The 18035-nt window shown below is 72.2% G+C and carries 14 protein-coding genes, 1 pseudogene and 1 riboswitch; of the genes and pseudogenes, 5 read left to right on the top strand and 10 right to left on the bottom strand.

Annotated elements, in window-relative coordinates:
- Positions 1–111 precede the first annotated feature (111 nt).
- Positions 112–696 (bottom strand): hypothetical protein, encoded by a 585-nt coding sequence (locus ACF1GV_RS27325; RefSeq protein WP_391685552.1) that lies wholly within the window; start codon positions 694–696, stop codon positions 112–114.
- A 253-nt stretch (positions 697–949) separates the two neighbouring features.
- Here ACF1GV_RS27325 and recQ point away from each other — a divergent pair, with 253 nt between their 5' ends.
- On the top strand, positions 950–2956 hold the full coding sequence (recQ, locus tag ACF1GV_RS27320) for a DNA helicase RecQ (protein WP_391685774.1): 2007 nt from the start codon (positions 950–952) through the stop codon (positions 2954–2956).
- A 64-nt stretch (positions 2957–3020) separates the two neighbouring features.
- Here the strand turns inward: recQ and ACF1GV_RS27315 are convergent, their stop codons facing one another.
- The 8 genes from ACF1GV_RS27315 to fahA all read right to left on the bottom strand — a co-directional run bounded on the left by ACF1GV_RS27315 (position 3021) and on the right by fahA (position 12601).
- Positions 3021–5831, bottom strand: a complete 2811-nt coding sequence (locus ACF1GV_RS27315) for a fumarate reductase/succinate dehydrogenase flavoprotein subunit (protein ID WP_391685550.1) — start codon at positions 5829–5831, stop codon at positions 3021–3023.
- A gap of 20 nt (positions 5832–5851) precedes the next feature.
- The gene (locus tag ACF1GV_RS27310) at positions 5852–6646 is read right to left on the bottom strand and encodes an ABC transporter ATP-binding protein (RefSeq protein WP_391685548.1); all 795 of its coding nucleotides are present in this window, start codon (positions 6644–6646) and stop codon (positions 5852–5854) included.
- Complete coding sequence (locus ACF1GV_RS27305; protein ID WP_391685546.1) at positions 6630–7511, bottom strand: ABC transporter permease; 882 nt, start codon at positions 7509–7511, stop codon at positions 6630–6632. Before ACF1GV_RS27305 ends, ACF1GV_RS27310 begins: the two co-directional genes overlap by 17 nt.
- Positions 7508–8851: an ABC transporter substrate-binding protein gene (locus tag ACF1GV_RS27300; RefSeq protein ID WP_391685544.1), complete on the bottom strand. Its 1344-nt coding sequence runs from the start codon at positions 8849–8851 to the stop codon at positions 7508–7510. Before ACF1GV_RS27300 ends, ACF1GV_RS27305 begins: the two co-directional genes overlap by 4 nt.
- A 16-nt stretch (positions 8852–8867) precedes the next feature.
- Positions 8868–9095, bottom strand: a complete 228-nt coding sequence (locus ACF1GV_RS27295; RefSeq protein ID WP_053852588.1) for a ferredoxin family protein — start codon at positions 9093–9095, stop codon at positions 8868–8870.
- A 154-nt stretch (positions 9096–9249) separates the two neighbouring features.
- A complete protein-coding gene (locus ACF1GV_RS27290) occupies positions 9250–10038 on the bottom strand; it encodes a GntR family transcriptional regulator (RefSeq protein ID WP_391685541.1) in 789 nt (262 codons plus the stop codon).
- Between the two features lie 255 nt (positions 10039–10293).
- Positions 10294–11232 carry a M56 family metallopeptidase gene (locus ACF1GV_RS27285; RefSeq protein WP_391685539.1) on the bottom strand — a complete coding sequence of 313 codons (939 nt, stop codon included), beginning with the start codon at positions 11230–11232 and terminating at the stop codon, positions 10294–10296.
- Between the two features lie 154 nt (positions 11233–11386).
- Positions 11387–12601, bottom strand: coding sequence for a fumarylacetoacetase (gene fahA / locus ACF1GV_RS27280; RefSeq protein ID WP_391685537.1), 1215 nt, complete (start codon positions 12599–12601; stop codon positions 11387–11389).
- A gap of 242 nt (positions 12602–12843) precedes the next feature.
- On the opposite strand from fahA, the pseudogene ACF1GV_RS27275 reads away from it, so the two are divergent.
- Together ACF1GV_RS27275 and ACF1GV_RS27270 are read left to right on the top strand one after the other, a co-directional pair.
- Positions 12844–13195, top strand: a pseudogene (locus tag ACF1GV_RS27275) (ATP-grasp domain-containing protein); the annotation flags it as partial.
- An 83-nt stretch (positions 13196–13278) separates the two neighbouring features.
- The gene (locus ACF1GV_RS27270; protein ID WP_391685535.1) at positions 13279–14085 is read left to right on the top strand and encodes an HAD family hydrolase; all 807 of its coding nucleotides are present in this window, start codon (positions 13279–13281) and stop codon (positions 14083–14085) included.
- A gap of 9 nt (positions 14086–14094) precedes the next feature.
- Here ACF1GV_RS27270 and ACF1GV_RS27265 read toward each other — a convergent pair whose 3' ends face one another.
- Positions 14095–14589, bottom strand: a complete 495-nt coding sequence (locus tag ACF1GV_RS27265) for a transglycosylase SLT domain-containing protein (RefSeq protein WP_391685534.1) — start codon at positions 14587–14589, stop codon at positions 14095–14097.
- A gap of 5 nt (positions 14590–14594) precedes the next feature.
- A riboswitch (cyclic di-AMP (ydaO/yuaA leader) is annotated at positions 14595–14777 on the bottom strand.
- Between the two features lie 576 nt (positions 14778–15353).
- On the opposite strand from ACF1GV_RS27265, the gene ACF1GV_RS27260 reads away from it, so the two are divergent.
- Positions 15354–16364 (top strand): polyprenyl synthetase family protein, encoded by a 1011-nt coding sequence (locus ACF1GV_RS27260; RefSeq protein WP_391685532.1) that lies wholly within the window; start codon positions 15354–15356, stop codon positions 16362–16364.
- Positions 16365–16736: 372 nt separating this feature from the next.
- A complete protein-coding gene (locus ACF1GV_RS27255) occupies positions 16737–18008 on the top strand; it encodes an outer membrane lipoprotein carrier protein LolA (protein ID WP_391685530.1) in 1272 nt (423 codons plus the stop codon).
- The last annotated feature ends 27 nt before the right edge of the window (positions 18009–18035 follow it).

The following is an 18035-nucleotide window of genomic DNA, read 5'->3' as shown; positions in this document are numbered from 1 at the left end:
CCGTTCGTCCCGTACGGCTGTGGGGCCCCGGTTCCTTCACCAAGGAACCGGGGCCCCATGCGTGCGGACCTGGACGGCGCAGGGCGCGTGCGACGGTGAAGGGCGCGGGCGTCAGGCCTTCGGCATGTCGGAGGACGGGCAGGTCACGTCGGGGTTCCACTGGGCGAACAGGCCGTTGCGGTTCGGCTTGTACAGCCAGGCGTGCAGGTCGTAGTGGCGCGGCATGCCGGGGTAGTGACCGGCCATGGGGCCCTGGAAGTCCTGGCCGAAGATCTGCGGCCGCTTGCCCTGGGCGTCGGCGGTCGGGACGACCCACTCCACCCCGACGAGCCGGCGCCCGCCGTTGCCGTCGTCCTCGTAGAGAAGACCGGCCGGCTTGGCCGGGTCCAGCGAGCCGAAGCGGGACTCATTGAAGTAGTGGTAGCCCATCCCGCCCTGGTCGCGGGCCAGGCACATGTGCGCCTGGTAGCCGTCGGCGAGCGCGTTCGGCAGGTAGCCGTACTTCGCGGTCGCCTCGTACGTGCGGGCGAGCTGCCCCAGCAGGACCGGGTCCGGGGTCGTGGGGCCGGCATGGGCGGGCTGCTCCTGCCCGGCAGGGTGGGGTGACGCGGAGCCGGCGTGGGCGGGCGCGGCGGCGAGAGGCAGGGAGAGGGACGCGGTCAGGGCGAGGACGGTCTTGGCGAGACGGGGGCGCATGCGGGACATCTCCTCCGGCGACGGACGGACACGACGGCTGCGGGTCCCCCCGGCCCCGCCCGAGCAGCATGTCCCGCACATCGGGGGCTCGCCACGCCGGGCGGGCCATTGGGCTGAGGTACGACACCGGCAGACGAGTGCGATGGCGAGGTCGGATGATCACACCACGCGCCTGTGGATAACTCGGGGGCTGTCACCGCGGGCCCCTATCGTGGAGGCAGTGGTCGAAGGACGACGCACGGGGGACGGGACGATGGCCGGGACGGGCGTGATCAGCGAGATGGCAGAGATGACCGAGGCGCCGGGCGTGGACGAGAGCGAAGCGCTCGCCACACTGCACCGGGTCTTCGGATACGAGGCCTTCCGCGGCGAGCAGGAAGCGATCGTCGAGCATGTGGTGGCCGGCGGCGACGCGGTCGTCCTCATGCCGACCGGCGGCGGCAAGTCGCTGTGCTACCAGATCCCGGCCCTGGTCAGACCGGGTACGGGGATCGTCGTATCGCCGCTCATCGCGCTCATGCAGGACCAGGTGGACGCGCTGCGGGCGCTCGGTGTGCGCGCCGGGTTCATCAACTCCACGCAGGACTTCGACGAGCGGCGCGTAGTGGAGGCCGAGTTCCTGGCGGGCGAGCTGGACCTGCTGTACCTGGCCCCGGAGCGGCTGCGGGTCGACGCCACCCTGGACCTGCTCTCCCGGGGGAAGATCTCCGTCTTCGCCATCGACGAGGCGCACTGTGTCTCGCAGTGGGGCCACGACTTCCGGCCCGACTACCTCACCCTGTCCCTGCTCGGTGAGCGCTGGCCGGACGTGCCACGCATCGCGCTCACCGCGACGGCGACCCATGCGACGCACCGGGAGATCACCGAGCGGCTGAACATGCCGCGGGCCCGGCACTTCGTTGCCAGCTTCGACCGGCCCAACATCCAGTACCGGATCGTGTCGAAGTCGGACCCGAAGAAGCAGCTGCTGAGCTTCCTGCGGGAGGAGCACGCGGGCGATGCCGGCATCGTCTACTGCCTGTCGCGCAACTCCGTGGACAAGACGGCGGAGTTCCTCACCCGCAACGGCATCCAGGCGGTGCCGTACCACGCGGGCCTGGACGCCGGCACGCGCGCCGCGCACCAGTCGCGCTTCCTGCGGGAGGACGGTCTGATCGTGGTGGCGACGATCGCCTTCGGCATGGGCATCGACAAGCCGGACGTGCGCTTCGTCGCCCACCTGGACCTGCCGAAGTCGGTCGAGGGCTACTACCAGGAGACCGGGAGGGCCGGCCGCGACGGACTGCCTTCCACGGCCTGGATGGCCTACGGCCTCAACGACGTCATACAGCAGCGCAAGCTCATCCAGTCCGGTGAGGGCGACGAGGCCTTCCGGCGGCGGGCCCAGTCCCACCTGGACGCCATGCTCGCCCTGTGCGAGACGGCCCAGTGCAGGCGCGGCCAGCTCCTCGCCTACTTCGGTCAGGAGCCGGACGCGGCGGGATGCGGCAACTGCGACACCTGCCTCACCCCGCCGGAGACCTGGGACGGCACGGTCGCCGCGCAGAAGGTGCTGTCGACGGTGGTGCGCCTGCAGCGCGAGCGCGGGCAGAAGTTCGGCACCGGTCAGATCGTGGACATCCTGCTGGGCAAGCGCACCGGCAAGGTCATCCAGTTCGACCACGACCAGCTGTCGGTGTTCGGCATCGGCCAGGAACTCGGCGAGGGCGAATGGCGCGGTGTGGTGCGCCAGATGCTCGCCCAGGGACTGCTCGCCGTCGAGGGGGAATACGGCACGCTGGTGCTGACCGAGGCCAGCGGATCGGTGTTGCGGCGCGAGCGGGACGTGCCGCTGCGCAAGGAGCCGAAGAAGCCGGCGGCCTCCCGGTCGGCGTCGGGCTCCTCGGGCTCCTCCGGCCGTGGCGGCCGGCCGAAGACCGCCGCCGCCGAGCTGCCCGAGTCGCTCCAGCCCGCCTTCGAGGCCCTGCGTGCCTGGCGCGCCGAGCAGGCCCGCGAGCAGGGTGTCCCGGCGTACGTCATCTTCCACGACGCGACGCTGCGCGAGATCGTCACGGTGTGGCCGACGTCGGCGCAGGAGCTCGGAACGGTCGGCGGGGTGGGCCTGAAGAAGCTGGAGACGTACGGGGAGGGCGTGATCGAGGTCCTGGCCGGTCTGGGCGGGCCGCCCGGCGCGGCAGCACCGCGGGAGGCCGGGCCCGGCGCGGCGGAGCCGGAGGACGACTGGCCCGACGTCGAACCGGAGCCGGAGGACTGGATATAGAGCCTGCGGCGCGCGGCGGTCGCCGTCCGACGAGGACCGCCGCGCGCCCTGGACCCCCGGCTCGTCACAGCCCCCGTGTCGCGTACGCCCTGACGTCCGCGTCGGTGTCCGCGGTGGCCGTGGCGAGGGCCGCTCGGGCGCCCTCGGCGTCGCCGTGCCGGGTGAGGGCGAGGACGGCGGCCTTGCGCACGTCGGCGTTCGGATCGGCGACCGCCTTGGCGAGCGCGCGGACGGCCAAGGGGGCGTCCGCGGCCGACAGGGCGGTGGCGGCACCGGCGCGGACCTGCCAGACGGCATCGGTCAGAGCGGCGACGGCCCGTGTGGCCAGCGGGCCGGGACAGCCGGCGATGCCCAGCGCTTCGTACGCCGCACCGCGCACCAGCCCGTCGGAGTCCTCGGTGAGCCCGGCGAGCGCGGCGTGAACGGCACCGGGTGACGCGGGGTCCGGGGCGTCGGCCGCGCGGGGGGTCGACGCCACCGTGGCCAGCGCCTTGGCGAGCGTGACCCGGACCTCGCGGGAGGGGTCGGTGGTGGCGGCGCGGGCCAGTTCGCCGGCGGCGTCGACGGAGACGAGGGCCCGTACGGCCGCGATGCGCACGGCGATGTCGGTGTCTGCCAGGGAGCCGGCGAACACGCCGGCGTCACCGAGGCTCAGGGCCCGCAGGATGTCGAGGGCGGCGGCTCGGACGACGGGGTCCGGTTCGTCCAGGGCGGCGGCGAGGCCGTCGCGCAGGGCGGGCTCGGGCGGCAGGGTCTCGACCAGCTCACGCAGCGATGCGGCGGCCGCGGACCGCACCTCGGCGGCCGGGTCGCGCAGCGCGGCGGCGAGGGCGGGCCCGGTCCCGGCGGGCAGTGTCTCGGTCAGGACGGCGACCGCCTCGCGCCGGACGGCGGCCGCCGGATCGGCCAAGTAAGGCCGCAGAGCGGCGAGTTCGGGATGTTCCTCGGCGAGGGCGACCAGCTCCAGGAGACGCTCGGCGGACGGCCCGGTGCGGGGGAGGGCGCCCGAGAGCTGCGGGGGTTCGGCGGACGCTTCCGGCACGGGGCGCTCGGAAGCGACGCCCGTGGCCGCCAGGGGTGCCGCGTCCCGCGACCCGGCCGTGGCCACGCCCTGCGGGCGCACCTCGCCGAGGGCACGAGGGGAACCGCCGACCGGCGCGTACCCCTCCACGGGGACCAGATAGGGAGCCACGGGACGGGCCGTGAACTCCATCGCACCAGAGGGGGACTTGTGCAGATCGAGGTGGTGGAACCAGGAGGCGTCGTCGCGCGCGGGATGGTCCAGGCGCTCGTGGTAGAGACCCCAGCGGGACTCCGTGCGGGCCAGGGAGGCGCGCGCGGCCATCTCCGCGCAGTCGCGGATGAAGGTGACCTCCGCGCACCGCATCAGCTCGTGCGCCGTGCGCGCCCCCATCGCGGCGATGTCGGTGCGCATCCGCTCGAACGCCTCCAGGGCCAGCGAGAGCCGGGCGCCCGACTTCGGCGGGGCGACGTAGTCGTTCACGAAGCGGCGCAGCTTGTACTCGACCTGCTGCTGCGGCGGGCCGTCCGGGTTGCGCAGCGGGCGGTAGATCAGCTCGTGCACCTCGCGCAGCTGGTCCTCCGGCAGCTCGCCCTCGTAGACCGTGTACCGGGCGGCGTCCGCGCCGGCGAGGTCGCCGAAGACGAAGGCGCCGATCATGTAGTTGTGCGGCACGCACGCCAGGTCGCCGGCCGCGTACAGGCGGGGCACGGTGGTGCGGGCGTGGTCGTCGACGCGGACACCGGAGGCGGAGTGGCCGCCGCACAGGCCGATCTCGGAGATGTGCATCTCGATGTCGTGGGTGCGGTAGTCGTGGCCGCGTCCGGCGTGGAAGGTGCCGCGGGTGGGGCGTTCGGTGGAGTGCAGGATCGACTCCAGCGCCGCGACCGACTCCTCCGGCAGATGGCTGAGCTTGAGATAGACCGGGCCCCGGTCGGAGGCCACCTCGGCGGCGAACTCCGCCATCATCTGCCCCGACCAGTAGTCGGAGTCGACGAAGCGCTCGCCGTGCCGGTTGACCTGGTAGCCGCCGAAGGGGTTGGCGACATAGGCGCAGGCCGGGCCGTTGTAGTCCTTGATCAGCGGGTTGATCTGGAAGCACTCGATGCCGGTGAGTTCGGCGCCCGCGTGGTAGGCCATGGCGTAGCCGTCGCCCGCGTTGGTGGGGTTCTCGTAGGTGCCGTACAGGTAGCCCGAGGCGGGCAGGCCGAGGCGGCCGCAGGCACCGGTGGCCAGGATCACCGCGCCCGCGCGGACGGTGACGAACGCGCCGGTGCGGGTGTTGAAGCCGACCGCTCCCACGGCCCTCCCCTGCGCCGTGAGGACCCGTACCGGCATCACACGGTTCTCGATGCGGATCCGCTCCCGCATCTCCCGCCGCCGCAACTGCCGGTAGAGGACCTTCTTGACGTCCTTGCCCTCCGGCATGGGCAGCACATAGGAGCCGGAGCGGTGCACCTGGCGGACGGCGTACTCACCGTGCTCGTCCTTCTCGAACTTCACGCCGTACGACTCAAGCCGTTGCACCATCGCGAAGCCGCGCGTCGCCGTCTGGCGGACCGTGGACTGGTCGACGATGCCGTCGTTGGCGCGGGTGATCTCGGCGACGTAGTCGTCGGGTTCGGCGCGGCCTGGGACGACCGCGTTGTTGACGCCGTCCATGCCCATGGCGAGCGCGCCCGAGTGGCGGACGTGGGCCTTCTCCAGCAGCAGCACGTCCGCGCCGCGCTCGGCGGCGGTCAGCGCGGCCATCGTCCCGGCGGTGCCGCCGCCGATGACGAGGACGTCGCAGGTCAGCTCCTCGGCATCACTGAGGGCGGGGATCGCCAGAGGAGTGTCCACAGTGGTGTTCACGACGGTCACCGGGGTGCCTTTCACGTACCGAGCGAGGAGAGGATGTCGCGGCGCAGCGCCACGCGCGCGGGGTCGTCGCGTGCCGTCCGGTCACGGGGGCGCGGCACATCGCGTACGGCGGTCAGTTCGCCGGAGCCGATCAGCGCCACCCGGTCGCCGAGGAACAGCGCCTCGTCGACGTCGTGGGTGACGAAGACGACGGTGGCGGCCGTGCCGTGCAGCACCTCCACCAGCAGGTCCTGCATGCCGGCCCGGGTCTGGGCGTCCAGCGCGCCGAACGGCTCGTCCATCAGCACGGCGCGGGGCCGGCCGGCCAGGGCGCGGGCCAGCTGGGCGCGCTGGCGCTGCCCGCCCGAGACCCGGTGGGGCAACTGCCCGGCCTCTTCGGCGAGATGGACACGGGCCAGCCAGTCCTCGGCCTGCGCTCTGCGTGCGCGGCGGGGGACGCCGGCGATGGCGAGCGGGAGTTCCACGTTGCCGCGCAGGGTGCGCCAGGGCAGCAGCGCGTCCTCCTGGAAGACCAGGGAGCGTTCCGCCGTCGGCCCGGTCAGTGGCCGGCCGTCCTGCTCGAGGGTTCCGGCGAGCGGGGGCAGCAGCCCGGCGAGGGTGCGCAGCAGCGTCGACTTGCCGCAGCCGGAGGGGCCGACGACGGTGAGGATCTCGCCGGGTGCGATGTCCACGTCGACGCCGCCGACGGCGGGAGCGTCCGGGCGGCCGAGTGTGACGCCGCGCAGGGTGAGCCGGGTGCCGTGCGCGGCCTGCACCGGACGGGTCACGGGCGGGGCGGGCGTGCGGGTTTCAGACGAGGTGCTCATCACGTGCCTCCTTGCTCGGCGCGGCCGACGCCGCGGCCACGGCGGCGCCTTCCGGCGCCTTCGACGCGGCGGACCCGGCGGGGCGGACGCGTCCCGTGGCGGCATGGGATGTGCGGGGCAGCCAGCGGGTCAGGCGGCGGCCGAGGAGTTCCACGGCGGTGGAGGTGATCCAGCCGAGCACGCCGATCGTGACCATGCCGACGAACACGCCGGGATAGTCGAGGACGGTGTAGTCCTGCCAGGTGCGGTACCCGACGCCGTACTGGCCGGAGATCATCTCGGCGGAGATCACACAGATCCACGACACGCCGATGCCGACCGACAGTCCGCCGAAGATGCCGGGCAGGGCACCCGGCAGCACGACCGAGCCGAGCACACGCCACCGGTTGCCGCCCATGGTGCGCACCGCCTCCTCCCACACGGGGGTCAGGGCGCGTACCGCGTGCCGGGTGGAGACCAGGACGGGGAAGAAGGCGGCGGTGCAGGTGATGAAGACGATGCCTTGTTCGTTGGAGGGGAAGAGAAGGATCGCGACGGGGACGAGGGCGATGGCGGGGATGGGGCGGACCACTTCCAGCAGCGTGCCGAGCAGGTCCTCGGCGAGCCGCGAGCGGGCCACGAGCACGCCGGCGGCGACACCCAGGACGGCCGCGAGGAGGAAGCCGGAGGTGATACGCGTCAGGCTGTCGGTGAGGTCCGTCCAGTAGTCGGGGCCGGACAGCCGCCTGGCGAAGGCGTGGGCGACGTCGGTGACCGTGGGGAACTGCGAGAAGCGCAGCCACAGGTCGACGTCCAGGCTGGTCAGCAGCTGCCACACGCCGAGGGCGGTGGCTAGGGAGAGGACGCGCAGCGCGTACCGGGTCATGAGGCCCGCTCCAGGGCGTCGGCGTACGTGATGACCCGTGCGCCGCCGTGGCCGTCGACGTAGGCCCGCGCGGTCGAGGGGGCGACGAACGGCAGCAGCTTCTTCCCGTCGGCCACCCAGATCGCCTGGTCGGCGAACCACAGGGTGCCGGTGGTGGCGTCGGCGACGTAGGTGGCGCGGACGGTGTCGCGGTGCCGCTTCACGTGGCTGAGCAGCGCCGTGGGGGAGGGCAGCTGGAGCGTCTGGTCAGCGCCCTTGGGCCAGATTTCGGCGGCGGCCGGGGTGGGTGTGGCGGTCAGGCGCCGGGTGTAGGAGGCGCCGAGGGCCTGCTTCACGTAGCGGTCGTCGACGAACGCGTCCACGTCGATGTCGCCGGTCAGTTTCGCGGCCTTCAGGATGGCCACGTCCTGCTTGAGTGCGGAGACGAGCTGCGGTTTGACGGCCGGGTCGAAGGTGGCGATGCCGTGGGCGCCGTTGTAGAGGTAGACGACCTCGGCGGGCAGGCCGGTGGCGTCGGCGACCTTCTCGGCGGCGGCCACGGGATGGGCGCTGAGGTAGTCGGTGGCCTCGGCCTGGGCCTTGAGGAAGGCCTCCAGTACGGCCGGGTGCTTCTTGGCGAAGTCCTCGCGGGCGGTGACGCCGTGGAAGGTGGGCAGGTTCAGCTGGGCGCCGTCGTAGAGGGCCTTCGCCTTGCCCTGGTGGGCGAGCAGACCCGGCCAGGCGACGAACTGCGACAACGCGTCCGCGCTGCCCGCGGCCAGGGCGGAGGCGCCGACGGCCGGCTGCTGGTTGAGCTTCTCGATGCCCTTGTCGGGGTCGATGCCGGCGCGCTGCAGGGCCCGCACGAGGGTGCCGTCGGCCGCGGAGCCGACGGACGTGGAGACCCTCTTGCCCTTCAGGTCGGTCACGGAAGCGAGCTTCGAGTCGGGCGCGGTGACGATGGTGTTGAGGCCGCCGCGGAGGTTGTAGCCGGTGACGGAGACCAGGTGGGTGGGGCGATCGAGCTGCTTGCCTCGGGCGGCGTTGATGAGCAGCGGGAAGTCACCCATCGAGCCGATGTCGATCTTGCCTGCGGTCATCTGGGCCGTGATGGGCGCGCCCGTGGCGTAGTCCTGCCAGACGACCTTGTAGGTGTGGCCGTCGTGCAGGGCGTTCAGCTGCTTCTCGAAGGAGCCGAGGGAGCGCAGCAGGGTGCCGGCGGTGACGGTGTTGAGGGTCTTGGACTGGTAGCCGACGGTCACGGTGACCGTGGCGCTGTCACCGCCGGCGGAGGCGGTGCCGCCGCAGGCGGTGAGCGGCGCGAGGAACAGCACGGTGGCGGCAAGGGCTTTGGGTTTCATGGCTGGGGGTGACCTCTCACCGGAGCAGGTAGGGCATGTTGACCGTGACGGCTCCGGTGGGACAGCGGGCCGCGCACGGGCCGCAGTACCAGCACTCGTCGACGTGCATGTACGCCTTGCCGCTGGAGGTGTCGATGGCGAGGGAGTCCAGCGGGCACATGTCCACGCAGAGGGTGCAGCCGTCGATGCACTTCGACTCGTCGATGGTCACGGGCACGTCGGCCCGCTGGGGCACCAAGGGCATGGCTGTCTCCAGAGATCCGGAAAAGGTCCGCGGGGAGGTCCGCGCGAGAAGTCGCCGCCGCCGTGAACCGGTCGGGCCCTGTCGAACGATGAAGAGGTGAAGGGCCGGCGGGACGGACCGGAAGGGGGCGGGGCGGGATGAGGACGGTGAGAGGTCAGGCGGAGCGGTGCAGCAGGCCGCTCATGGAGATGCGGTCGCCGCGGAAGCGGATGAACTCCAGATCCACCGGGCGCCCGTCACACAGGTGCGTGAGGCGTTCCAGCATCAGGACGGCCGCTCCGCGCGGTGCCTCCAGCACGGCGGCGGAGTGGGCGTCCGCGTTCACCGACTCCAGGGTGATCTCGGCGTGGCCGAGACGCCGGCCGGTGATGGCCTCCAGGAGACGGAAGACGTCGGTGTTCTCCAGGTCGGCGCCGAGCAGGGCGGTGCCGATGTCGAGCGGGATGTAGGTCAGGTCGAGGGAGAGCGGCAGGCCGTTCAGGCGGCGCAGCCGTTCGATGTAGAGGACGTCGGCGCCGGGCGGGACGTGCAGCCGGTCGGCCACGGGGCCCGGTGCGGGGGCGGGGCCCATGGTGCGGACCTCGTTGGTGACACGGCCGTGTTCGTGCAGGGTCTCGGCCAGACCCATCAGGCGGTCGAGCCCGTGGGGGTACTTACGGGCGACGACGACCGTGCCGACGCCGGGCAGGCGGTCGACGAGGCCCTCGGAACGCAGCAGGTCGAGAGCCTGCCGGACGGTGTTGCGGGAGGTGCGGTAGTCGGTGGCGAGGAGGGATTCATGGGGGAGCGTGCCGGTCTCGAAGCCGCCGGTGAGGAGCTGGCGTCGGAGGAGGTCGGCGAGCTGCCGGGCTCGGTCCGCGCGCAGCCGGCGGCGCGCACGGTGGGCGGCGACGGTGGTCGCGCCCTGGCCGGCGTGGTCCCGGATACGGTCGGTGGCTGGCATGGCTGGAACCATACCGAGGAGGTAGGAAAAGGAGGGTTGCTGAAATGTTGCGCCACCTGACGATCCGTCGAATATGGCGCTGACCTCGGGCTTTCGGCAGGCATCGGGGAAGATCTGCCACCGGGGAGGGCGGCGGCCGCTGCGTCGGTCCGGTGCGGTGCCGTCGGCCGGCGCACCGTCAGGCCGACGCCACTCCGTCGGTCAGCGCACGTCGGTCCGGTGGCCGTGCCGTCCGACAGTGGGAGTGGGCGCGCGTCAGGCGAGTGCCGTCAGACCGGGCGCGAAGGCGATCAGCAGCGGCAGCAGGGGGACCAGCGCGGCGACGGTGGTCGTCAGGGCCCGGCGGCTGCGGTCCAGCCGCGGCGGTGGCTCCAGCAGGCGGTCGACCCGCTCGCCGAGCAGGCGGTGACTGGAGGCGCAGGAGAGCACGCCACGGTGCTGGTTCAGCTCGATCAGGGCCAGGGCGGTGGTGAGGTGGCCGCAGCGGCGGGAGGCGGTGTCGTCGGCGGCCAGTTCGACCAGGCGGTGGGTCTGGTCGCAGAAGTGGGCGAAGAGCGGGATGCGGGGGAAACCGGTGGCCAGGGCGGTGGACAGGTGCAGCAGCCAGTCGTGGTGGGCGCGGGCGTGGCCGCGCTCATGGGTGAGGATCGCGTCGAGCTGGTGGGCGGTGAGGCGGTGCAGGGCGCCCGTGGTGACGACCAACTGGGGCGGATGGCCCGGCATCCACCAGGCGTCGGGGTACTCGTCCTCCAGCACGAGCAGCGGGCCGCGCGCCGCGCCCAGGCCGGCCGGCAGCTCGGGGGCGCGTTCGCTCAGGTGGGCGCGGGTCACGCCGTGGCGCCGGCGGGCCTCGACCAGCTCGCGGGCGAGCATGGCGGTGGTCCAGGCGGCACCGCAGGCCAGCAGCAGGGTGAGTGCGACCGCCCAGGGCGGGGCCGAAGACAGGTCGTACGCCTCGGTCACGCCGGGCGGCGCGGGCGCGAAGAGCTGGGTGCGCACGGTGTGGAAGACGGCGGCGGTGCTGAGCGTCAGGGCCGTCAGACAGCACAGCAGGACCGTCGCGACGAGGCACTGCCACACCCAGAGGGCGACGACCGGTTCCCGTTCGGGCCAGGCGGCCCGGGTCAGCGCGCGCGGGACCGGCACGGCGGCCGTCAGAGTGACGACGCTCAGCAGGAGCAGGCAGACGGTCATGCCACGGGCTCCGGATCCTGGTCGGACAGGGCGGGGATGGTCGTGCGGGCGACGGACGCGATCACTCGGCGGCTCGGTGAGTGCGTCCGTCGCCAGTATGACGGCCCCGGGGCGGTGCGTCAGCCCCGTAACGAAGGCCCCGCGGGGGTGGGTGTCAGCGCGTGACGATCCGCCCTGTCACCTCGCCGAGGCCCACCCGGACGCCGTCCGGGCCGGGCGCCCAGGCGGACAGGGTCACCACGTCGCCGTCCTCCAGGAAGGTCCGCTTGCCGTCGGGGAGTTCCAGGGGCTCCTGGCCGTTCCAGGTCAGCTCCAGCAGGGAGCCGCGCTGGCCCGGCTCGGGGCCGCTGACCGTGCCCGAGCCGTAGAGGTCGCCGGTGCGCAGGGACGCGCCGTTGACCGTCATGTGCGCCAGCTGCTGCGCGGCCGTCCAGTACATGGTGGAGAAGGGGGGTTCGGAGACGACGTGGCCGTTGATGGCGACGGAGATCCGCAGGTCGTAGCCACCGGGTTCGTCGGTGGAGTCGTCGAGGTAGGGCAGCAGCGGATGGGTGCGCTCCGGGGGCGCGACCCGGGCCTCGTCCAGGGCCTCCAGCGGGGTGATCCACGCGGAGATCGAGGTGGCGAAGGACTTGCCGAGGAAGGGGCCGAGGGGGACGTACTCCCAGGCCTGGATGTCGCGGGCCGACCAGTCGTTGAGCAGGCACAGCCCGAAGACGTGGTCGCGGAAGTCACCGAGGGCGACCGGCTCGCCGAGCGAGGAGGGAGCGCCGACGACGAAACCGACCTCGGCCTCGATGTCGAGGCGGACGGACGGGCCGAAGACGGGCGCCGCATCGGCCGGGGCCTTGCGCTGGCCCGAGGGACGCACGATGTCGGTGCCGGAGACCACGACGGTGCCGGAGCGGCCGTGGTAACCGATCGGCAGGTGCTTCCAGTTGGGGGTGAGGGAGTCGGCGGCGTCGGGGCGGAAGATCTGGCCGACGTTCCGGGCGTGGTTCTCGGAGGCGTAGAAGTCGACGTAGTCCGCGACCTCGAAGGGCAGGTGCAGGGTCACCGAGGACAGCGGGTGGAAGAACGGTTCGACGGTCTCGCGGTGCGAGGGCACGGTGACCCACGCCGTCAGCGCACGCCGCACGTCGGACCAGGCGGTGCGGCCGGCGGCGAGGAGCGGGTTCAGCGAGGGCTGGGCGAGCAGCGCGGCATAGGGGGAGCCGAGCGCCATCGCCGCCGCGCCCGCGTCGAGCACGTGGTCGCCGAGCCGGACACCGACCCGCCGCTCGGCCGGAGAACCGGCGGGCGAGAAGACGCCGTACGGAAGGTTGTGCGCACCGAAGGGGTCGCCCTCGGAGACGTCGAAGGGGGGCATGCGGTGCCGCCTCGCTTTCGTGCACGTCGGACACGGCACCAGGGCCGTGCGATCCAGGTGGTCGCGGCACACGTTACGGCTGAGTCGGCTGTCTTGGGCAGTGTCTAAAGAGTCCGCAGTGTCCGCCATGTCCTTGTCGGGGGTGCCGATTCCGGCTCAGCATCCTTTGTGGGGAACACGGACGGAGGGCATCCGTTCCGCCGGGGGACACGTGGGGGACCGTGGCCGGCAGTGCCGCAAGCCTGCCGTTCCGGGCCGGCCGTGAAGTACCGGCCTCGATCGTGAAGTTCGGTCACCACCCGCTGCACCACGGCGGTGTCGGGGCGGTCCGCGGTCTGGGGCGTCTGGGCGTGCCCAAATACGCGATCACCGAGGACTCCTGCACCCCGGCCGCCGCCTCCCGTTGTCTGCGGCGCGCGTTCGTGTGGCCGACGACGGGCGCGGAGGGAGCGGGGCACCTGGTCGAAGGGCTGCTGCGGATCGGGCGCCGGATCGGGCGGCCGACCGTGCTGATCCCGGCCGGCGAGCAAGCACGGGCTGCACGAGCTGTGCGCGGAACGCGGCGTCCCCGGTCCGGCGGCCGCGTTCCCGCGGTGTACGACGACAGCGTGCCTTCGCTCCGGAGGCGCCGGATCGGGCGGTGAACGGGTGACCTGCGGGGTCCGTATTCTCTGATCATGGCCGCACCCCTCGCATATGCCCTCATCGCCACTGACCTGGACGGAACGCTGCTGCGCGGCGACGACACGCTCTCCGACCGGTCCCGGGCCGCGCTCGCGCGGGTGGCGGACGCCGGTGCCCTGCACTTGGTGGTGACGGGCCGCCCGGCGCCCCGGGTGCGGCCGCTGCTGGAGGACCTCGGCTGCACGGGGCTTGCGGTGTGCGGCCAGGGCGCGCAGGTGTACGACGCGGGGGCCGGCCGTCTGCTGTGGTCGGTGACCCTCGACCGGGAGCTGGCCGAGACCGCGCTCGGCAAGATCGAGGCCGAGGTGGGGGAGGTGTACGCCGCCGTCGACCAGGACGGCGTGGACGGGCTGACGCTGATCGAGCCCGGCTACCGGATGCCGCACCCGACGCTGCCGGCGGTGCGGGTCGGGCGGCGCGACGATCTGTGGGGCGAGCCGATCAGCAAGGTGCTGCTGCGCCATCCGGAGCTGTCCGACGACGAGCTGGCGGCGACGGCGCGCGCGGTGGTCGGTTCGCTGGCGACGGTCACCATGTCGGGGCCGGGGACCGTGGAGCTGCAGCCGTGCGGTGTCACCAAGGCGACGGGGCTCGCACGGGCGGCCGACCATCTCGGGCTGAGCGCCGGGCGGGCGCTGGCGTTCGGGGACATGCCCAACGACATCCCGATGTTCGCCTGGGCCGCCCGCGGGGTGGCCATGGCCAACGCCCATCCGGAGCTGAAGGCCGTGGCCGACGAGGTCACCTTGTCGAACGAGGACGACGGCATCGCCGTCGTCCTCGAACGACTCTTCGGGTGAGGCAGTGGCTCAGTACGCGCTGAACACGTTGTCGATCGAGCCGTAGCGGGCGGCCGCGTAGTTGCAGGCCGCGGTGATGTTGGCGATCGGGTCGTACGGGTCCATGGAGGTGCCGGACACGTGGTAGGCGAGGAACGTCGGGTCGATCACCTGGAGCAGGCCCTTGGACGGGGTACCGGCGGCCGCGTTGGAGTCCCACAGGTTGATGGCGGCGGGGTTGCCGGAGGACTCGCGAATGATGTTGCGGTAGATCCCGTCGTAGGTGCCCGGGATGCCGTGCTTGGACATGATGTCCAGCGACTGGCGGATCCAGCCGTCGAGGTTGTTCGGGTAGACCGAGTTGGCGGCCGTGATCACGGTGGCGCTGGTGGCCGGGGTGGCCGCGGAGGCGCTGGTCGCGCCGAAGAGCGGCAGCGCGAGGGCGGCGGCACCGGCGCCGGCGACGGCGAGGGTGCGGACGAGGCGGGACGTGCGGGTGCGGCGGTGCTGATCGGCAGCAGGCATGGCGAACTTCCTCTCCGGCGCCTACGAGGTGAGCTGTCGGGTTCGGGCTGGAGATGCCCGGCCGGCCGCGGATGCGGCACGGCTTCACCCCGAGCCGGTCCGGGGCGTCGTCGGGGCGACGACGTCCGGTTCGGCGACTTACCTGGGTCCCCCGCTCCTGCCGTACACGGATGAGTTGGTCCGATGGTGGATGCCGGACGGCGGCAGGATTAGGCGTCCATCCGACAGGCCGGGAAGTTATGCGAGAGCACATGCCGGGAACAAGTACTGGTTTCACCTATCGCCCTGGTTGACCTTGGTCGGGCTGTTTGGGGTGCTTGATCCTTTGCGATCGCCAAGGGTCAACTCGCTTGTGGGGACAGGCGAAATGCGGGGTAGACGCACCGAGGGCCGGTGAGGGGCGCGCGTGACCCAATTCACTGGTGTCACAGCTGCAACACATTTGCCGCCAAGACGACTAAGGTGAATCGGCTGATTAATTACGGCAAAGCGGGCAGTCGGGTCGTGTTGTGACGCGGTGGGGCGGGGTGGCTCGCGGAGGGTGGGGGTGGTCTTCGCGACGCGAGCATGGTTGATATCGGTACTTTTCAGCTGATCAGATTTGATCGATAAACATATCGGGCGTGATCCGATACCGCCTGGCCTGTAACCGTGGGCGCTATCGGTGATCGAAACGTGACCGGATACGCTGACTTGAGTGATGGCAGCGACCTATCGACAAACCGTGTAATCGCCTACCGGCACCAGCAGACAGGAGACCCCTCGTGACCGTCGTCGGGCCGTTCGGGCTTAGCGTGCGGGACCAGGCTCTCGAGGCCGATGTCCAGGCCGGATTGGCGGCTGTCGAGGAAGGGCTGCTCGAGGCCACCAAGAGCGAGGTTCCCTTCATCACGGAGGCCGCGCAGCACCTGGTGCGGGCGGGTGGGAAGCGGTTCCGGCCGCTCCTCGTGATGCTGGCGGCGCAGTTCGGCGACCCGTATGCGCCGGGGGTCGTCCCGTCGGCGGTCGTGGTCGAGCTGACCCACCTGGCGACGCTGTACCACGACGACGTCATGGACGAGGCCGCCGTACGGCGTGGCGTGCCCAGCGCGAACACCCGGTGGGGTAACTCGGTCGCCGTACTGACCGGCGACTTTCTCTTCGCGCGCGCCTCGCAGATCCTCGCCGACCTCGGGCCCGAGGCGGTGCGGGTGCAGGCACTGGCGTTCGAGCGGCTGGTCACCGGGCAGATCCTGGAGACCGCGGGGCCGCAGGACGGGCGCGACCCGGTCGACCACTACCTCGAGGTGCTCGGCGGCAAGACGGGCTCGCTGGTGGCGGTGTCGTGCAGGTTCGGCGCGATGATGTCCGGCGCCGACGAGACGGTCGTGGACGTGCTGACCCAGTACGGGGAGCGGCTGGGCGTCGCCTTCCAGCTGGCCGACGACGTGCTCGACATCGCCTCCGACTCGCACGAGTCCGGCAAGACGCCGGGAACGGATCTTCGCGAGGGTATCCCGACGCTGCCGGTGCTGCGGCTGCGGGAGCGGGCCGAGCGGCTGGGGCTGCCGGAGGACCGGGCGCTGTGCGAGCTGCTGGACTCCGATCTGAGCGACGACGCGCGACACGCGGAGGCGCTGACCGCGCTGCGTGCGCACCCCGCGCTGGAGCAGGCGCGGCGTGACACGGTCCGGTACGCCGAAGAGGCGCGGGCGGCGCTGGCGCCGCTGCGGGAGTGCGACGCCAAGGCGGCGCTGATGGAGCTGTGCGACGCGGTGGTGCACCGGGCGGGCTGACGGCAGCACCGGGCCGGCTGACGGCCGCACCGGGCCGGCTGACGGAATCCGTCCGGACCGTTCCCTCTTCTGCGGGCGACGGCCCCCACCCCTGGGTGGAGCCCGAACCCCCGCCCCCGTAGCTCCCCAGGTCCCCACCTCCCCTACGGGTAGGGGGACCTGATCCCTCGCCACGTCATACCCCAGAAGTACATGCAGTTGCGTCCACGGAGTGACGCTTCCCGGCGGCCGATTTGGTCTCATGGAAAGCACGGAAGACACCACTCCTCACCGATTCGGGTGAGAATGGCGGCTTGGGGTGGGGCCCGCCGGGAGTACACGCCGCGGGTCACGGGACGGACAGCCGCCGCCGACGACGGAGGTAGCGCACACATGGCACCGTATGGAAGCGATGACAGGGCGACGGCCGTGCAGGAGCCGGCCGGCTCGCCGGGCGGGGGGCGTCGCAGGGCCGCGCGGTACGTCGTGCCCGCGACCGTCGTGGGCGTGGCCGCCGCGACGATCGGGATCGTTCCCGCGCTCGCCAGCTCCGGCGACCCGGATCTGCCGAAGATCACCGCGCAGCAGCTCATCGAGAAGATCGCGGCGTCGGACGTCCAGCAGATGTCCGGCACCGTGCGGATCACCACCGACCTGGGGCTGCCCGACTTCGGCGGGCTCGCGGGCGGTCTCGGCGGGAAAACGGGCGGCGCGGGTGACGGCTCGGCCGCCGACCCGTCCGCCAAGGTCACCGAACTGGCCACCGGCACGCACACGTTGCGGGTCGCGGCCGACGGGCCGGACCGGCAGAAGGTGTCGGTGCTGGAGGACGCCGCCGAGTACAGCCTCATCCACAACGGCAAGGACATCTGGGGCTACGACAGCAAGTCCAACGAGGTGTACCACGCCACCTCGGACGACACCGGGAAGGACCACCGCAAGGGCGCCCGGGGCGCGGACGACTTCTCCGGCACGCCCAAGGAGTTTGCCGAGCAGGCCCTCAAGGCCGTCGACTCCACCACCGCCGTCACGGTGGACGGCACCGCCCAGGTCGCCGGCCGCGACGCCTACAAGCTGCTGATCAAGCCCAAGCAGTCCGGCAGCACCGTCGGCGGCATCACCATCGCCGTGGACGCCAAGACCGGCGTGCCGCTGAAGTTCACCCTGACCCCGAAGAGCGGCGGCGCCGCCGTGGTCGACGCCGGCTTCACGCAGGTCGGCTTCGCCCGACCGGCCGCCTCCACCTTCGACTTCGCCCCGCCCAAGGGCGCCAAGGTCACCGAGGGCGGCGACCGTGAGCACCCGAAGGGAGACCTCCACAAGGGCGAGGGCCCGCTGACGGGCGGCCTCCCGCAGCACCTCCTGCCCACACCGGGCGGGGAGCCGGGCAAGGGTCTCGACGGCGCCAAGGTCCTCGGTGAGGGCTGGAACGCGATAGCGGTCTTCAGCACCGGCGCCGAGGGCGGCGTGCCCTCCGGCAGCGAGGTGGGCGGCGACCTCGGCGGCTTCCTGGACTCGCTCGGTGACAAGGTCTCCGGCAAGTTCGGCAAGGGCACGGTGTTCTCCACCCGCCTGGTGAACGCCCTGATCACCGACGACGGCAAGGTCTACGTCGGCGCGGTCACCAAGGACGCCCTCGTCAAGGCCGCCGACGCGGGCAGGTAGGCCGGCGGGACACCAACGACCCACGGG

This window comes from Streptomyces sp. NPDC014006 (assembly GCF_043088925.1).
GTDB lineage: Bacteria > Actinomycetota > Actinomycetes > Streptomycetales > Streptomycetaceae > Streptomyces.
Note: the sequence above shows the minus strand (reverse complement) of the source record. Positions and strands in the feature narration are given on the sequence as shown.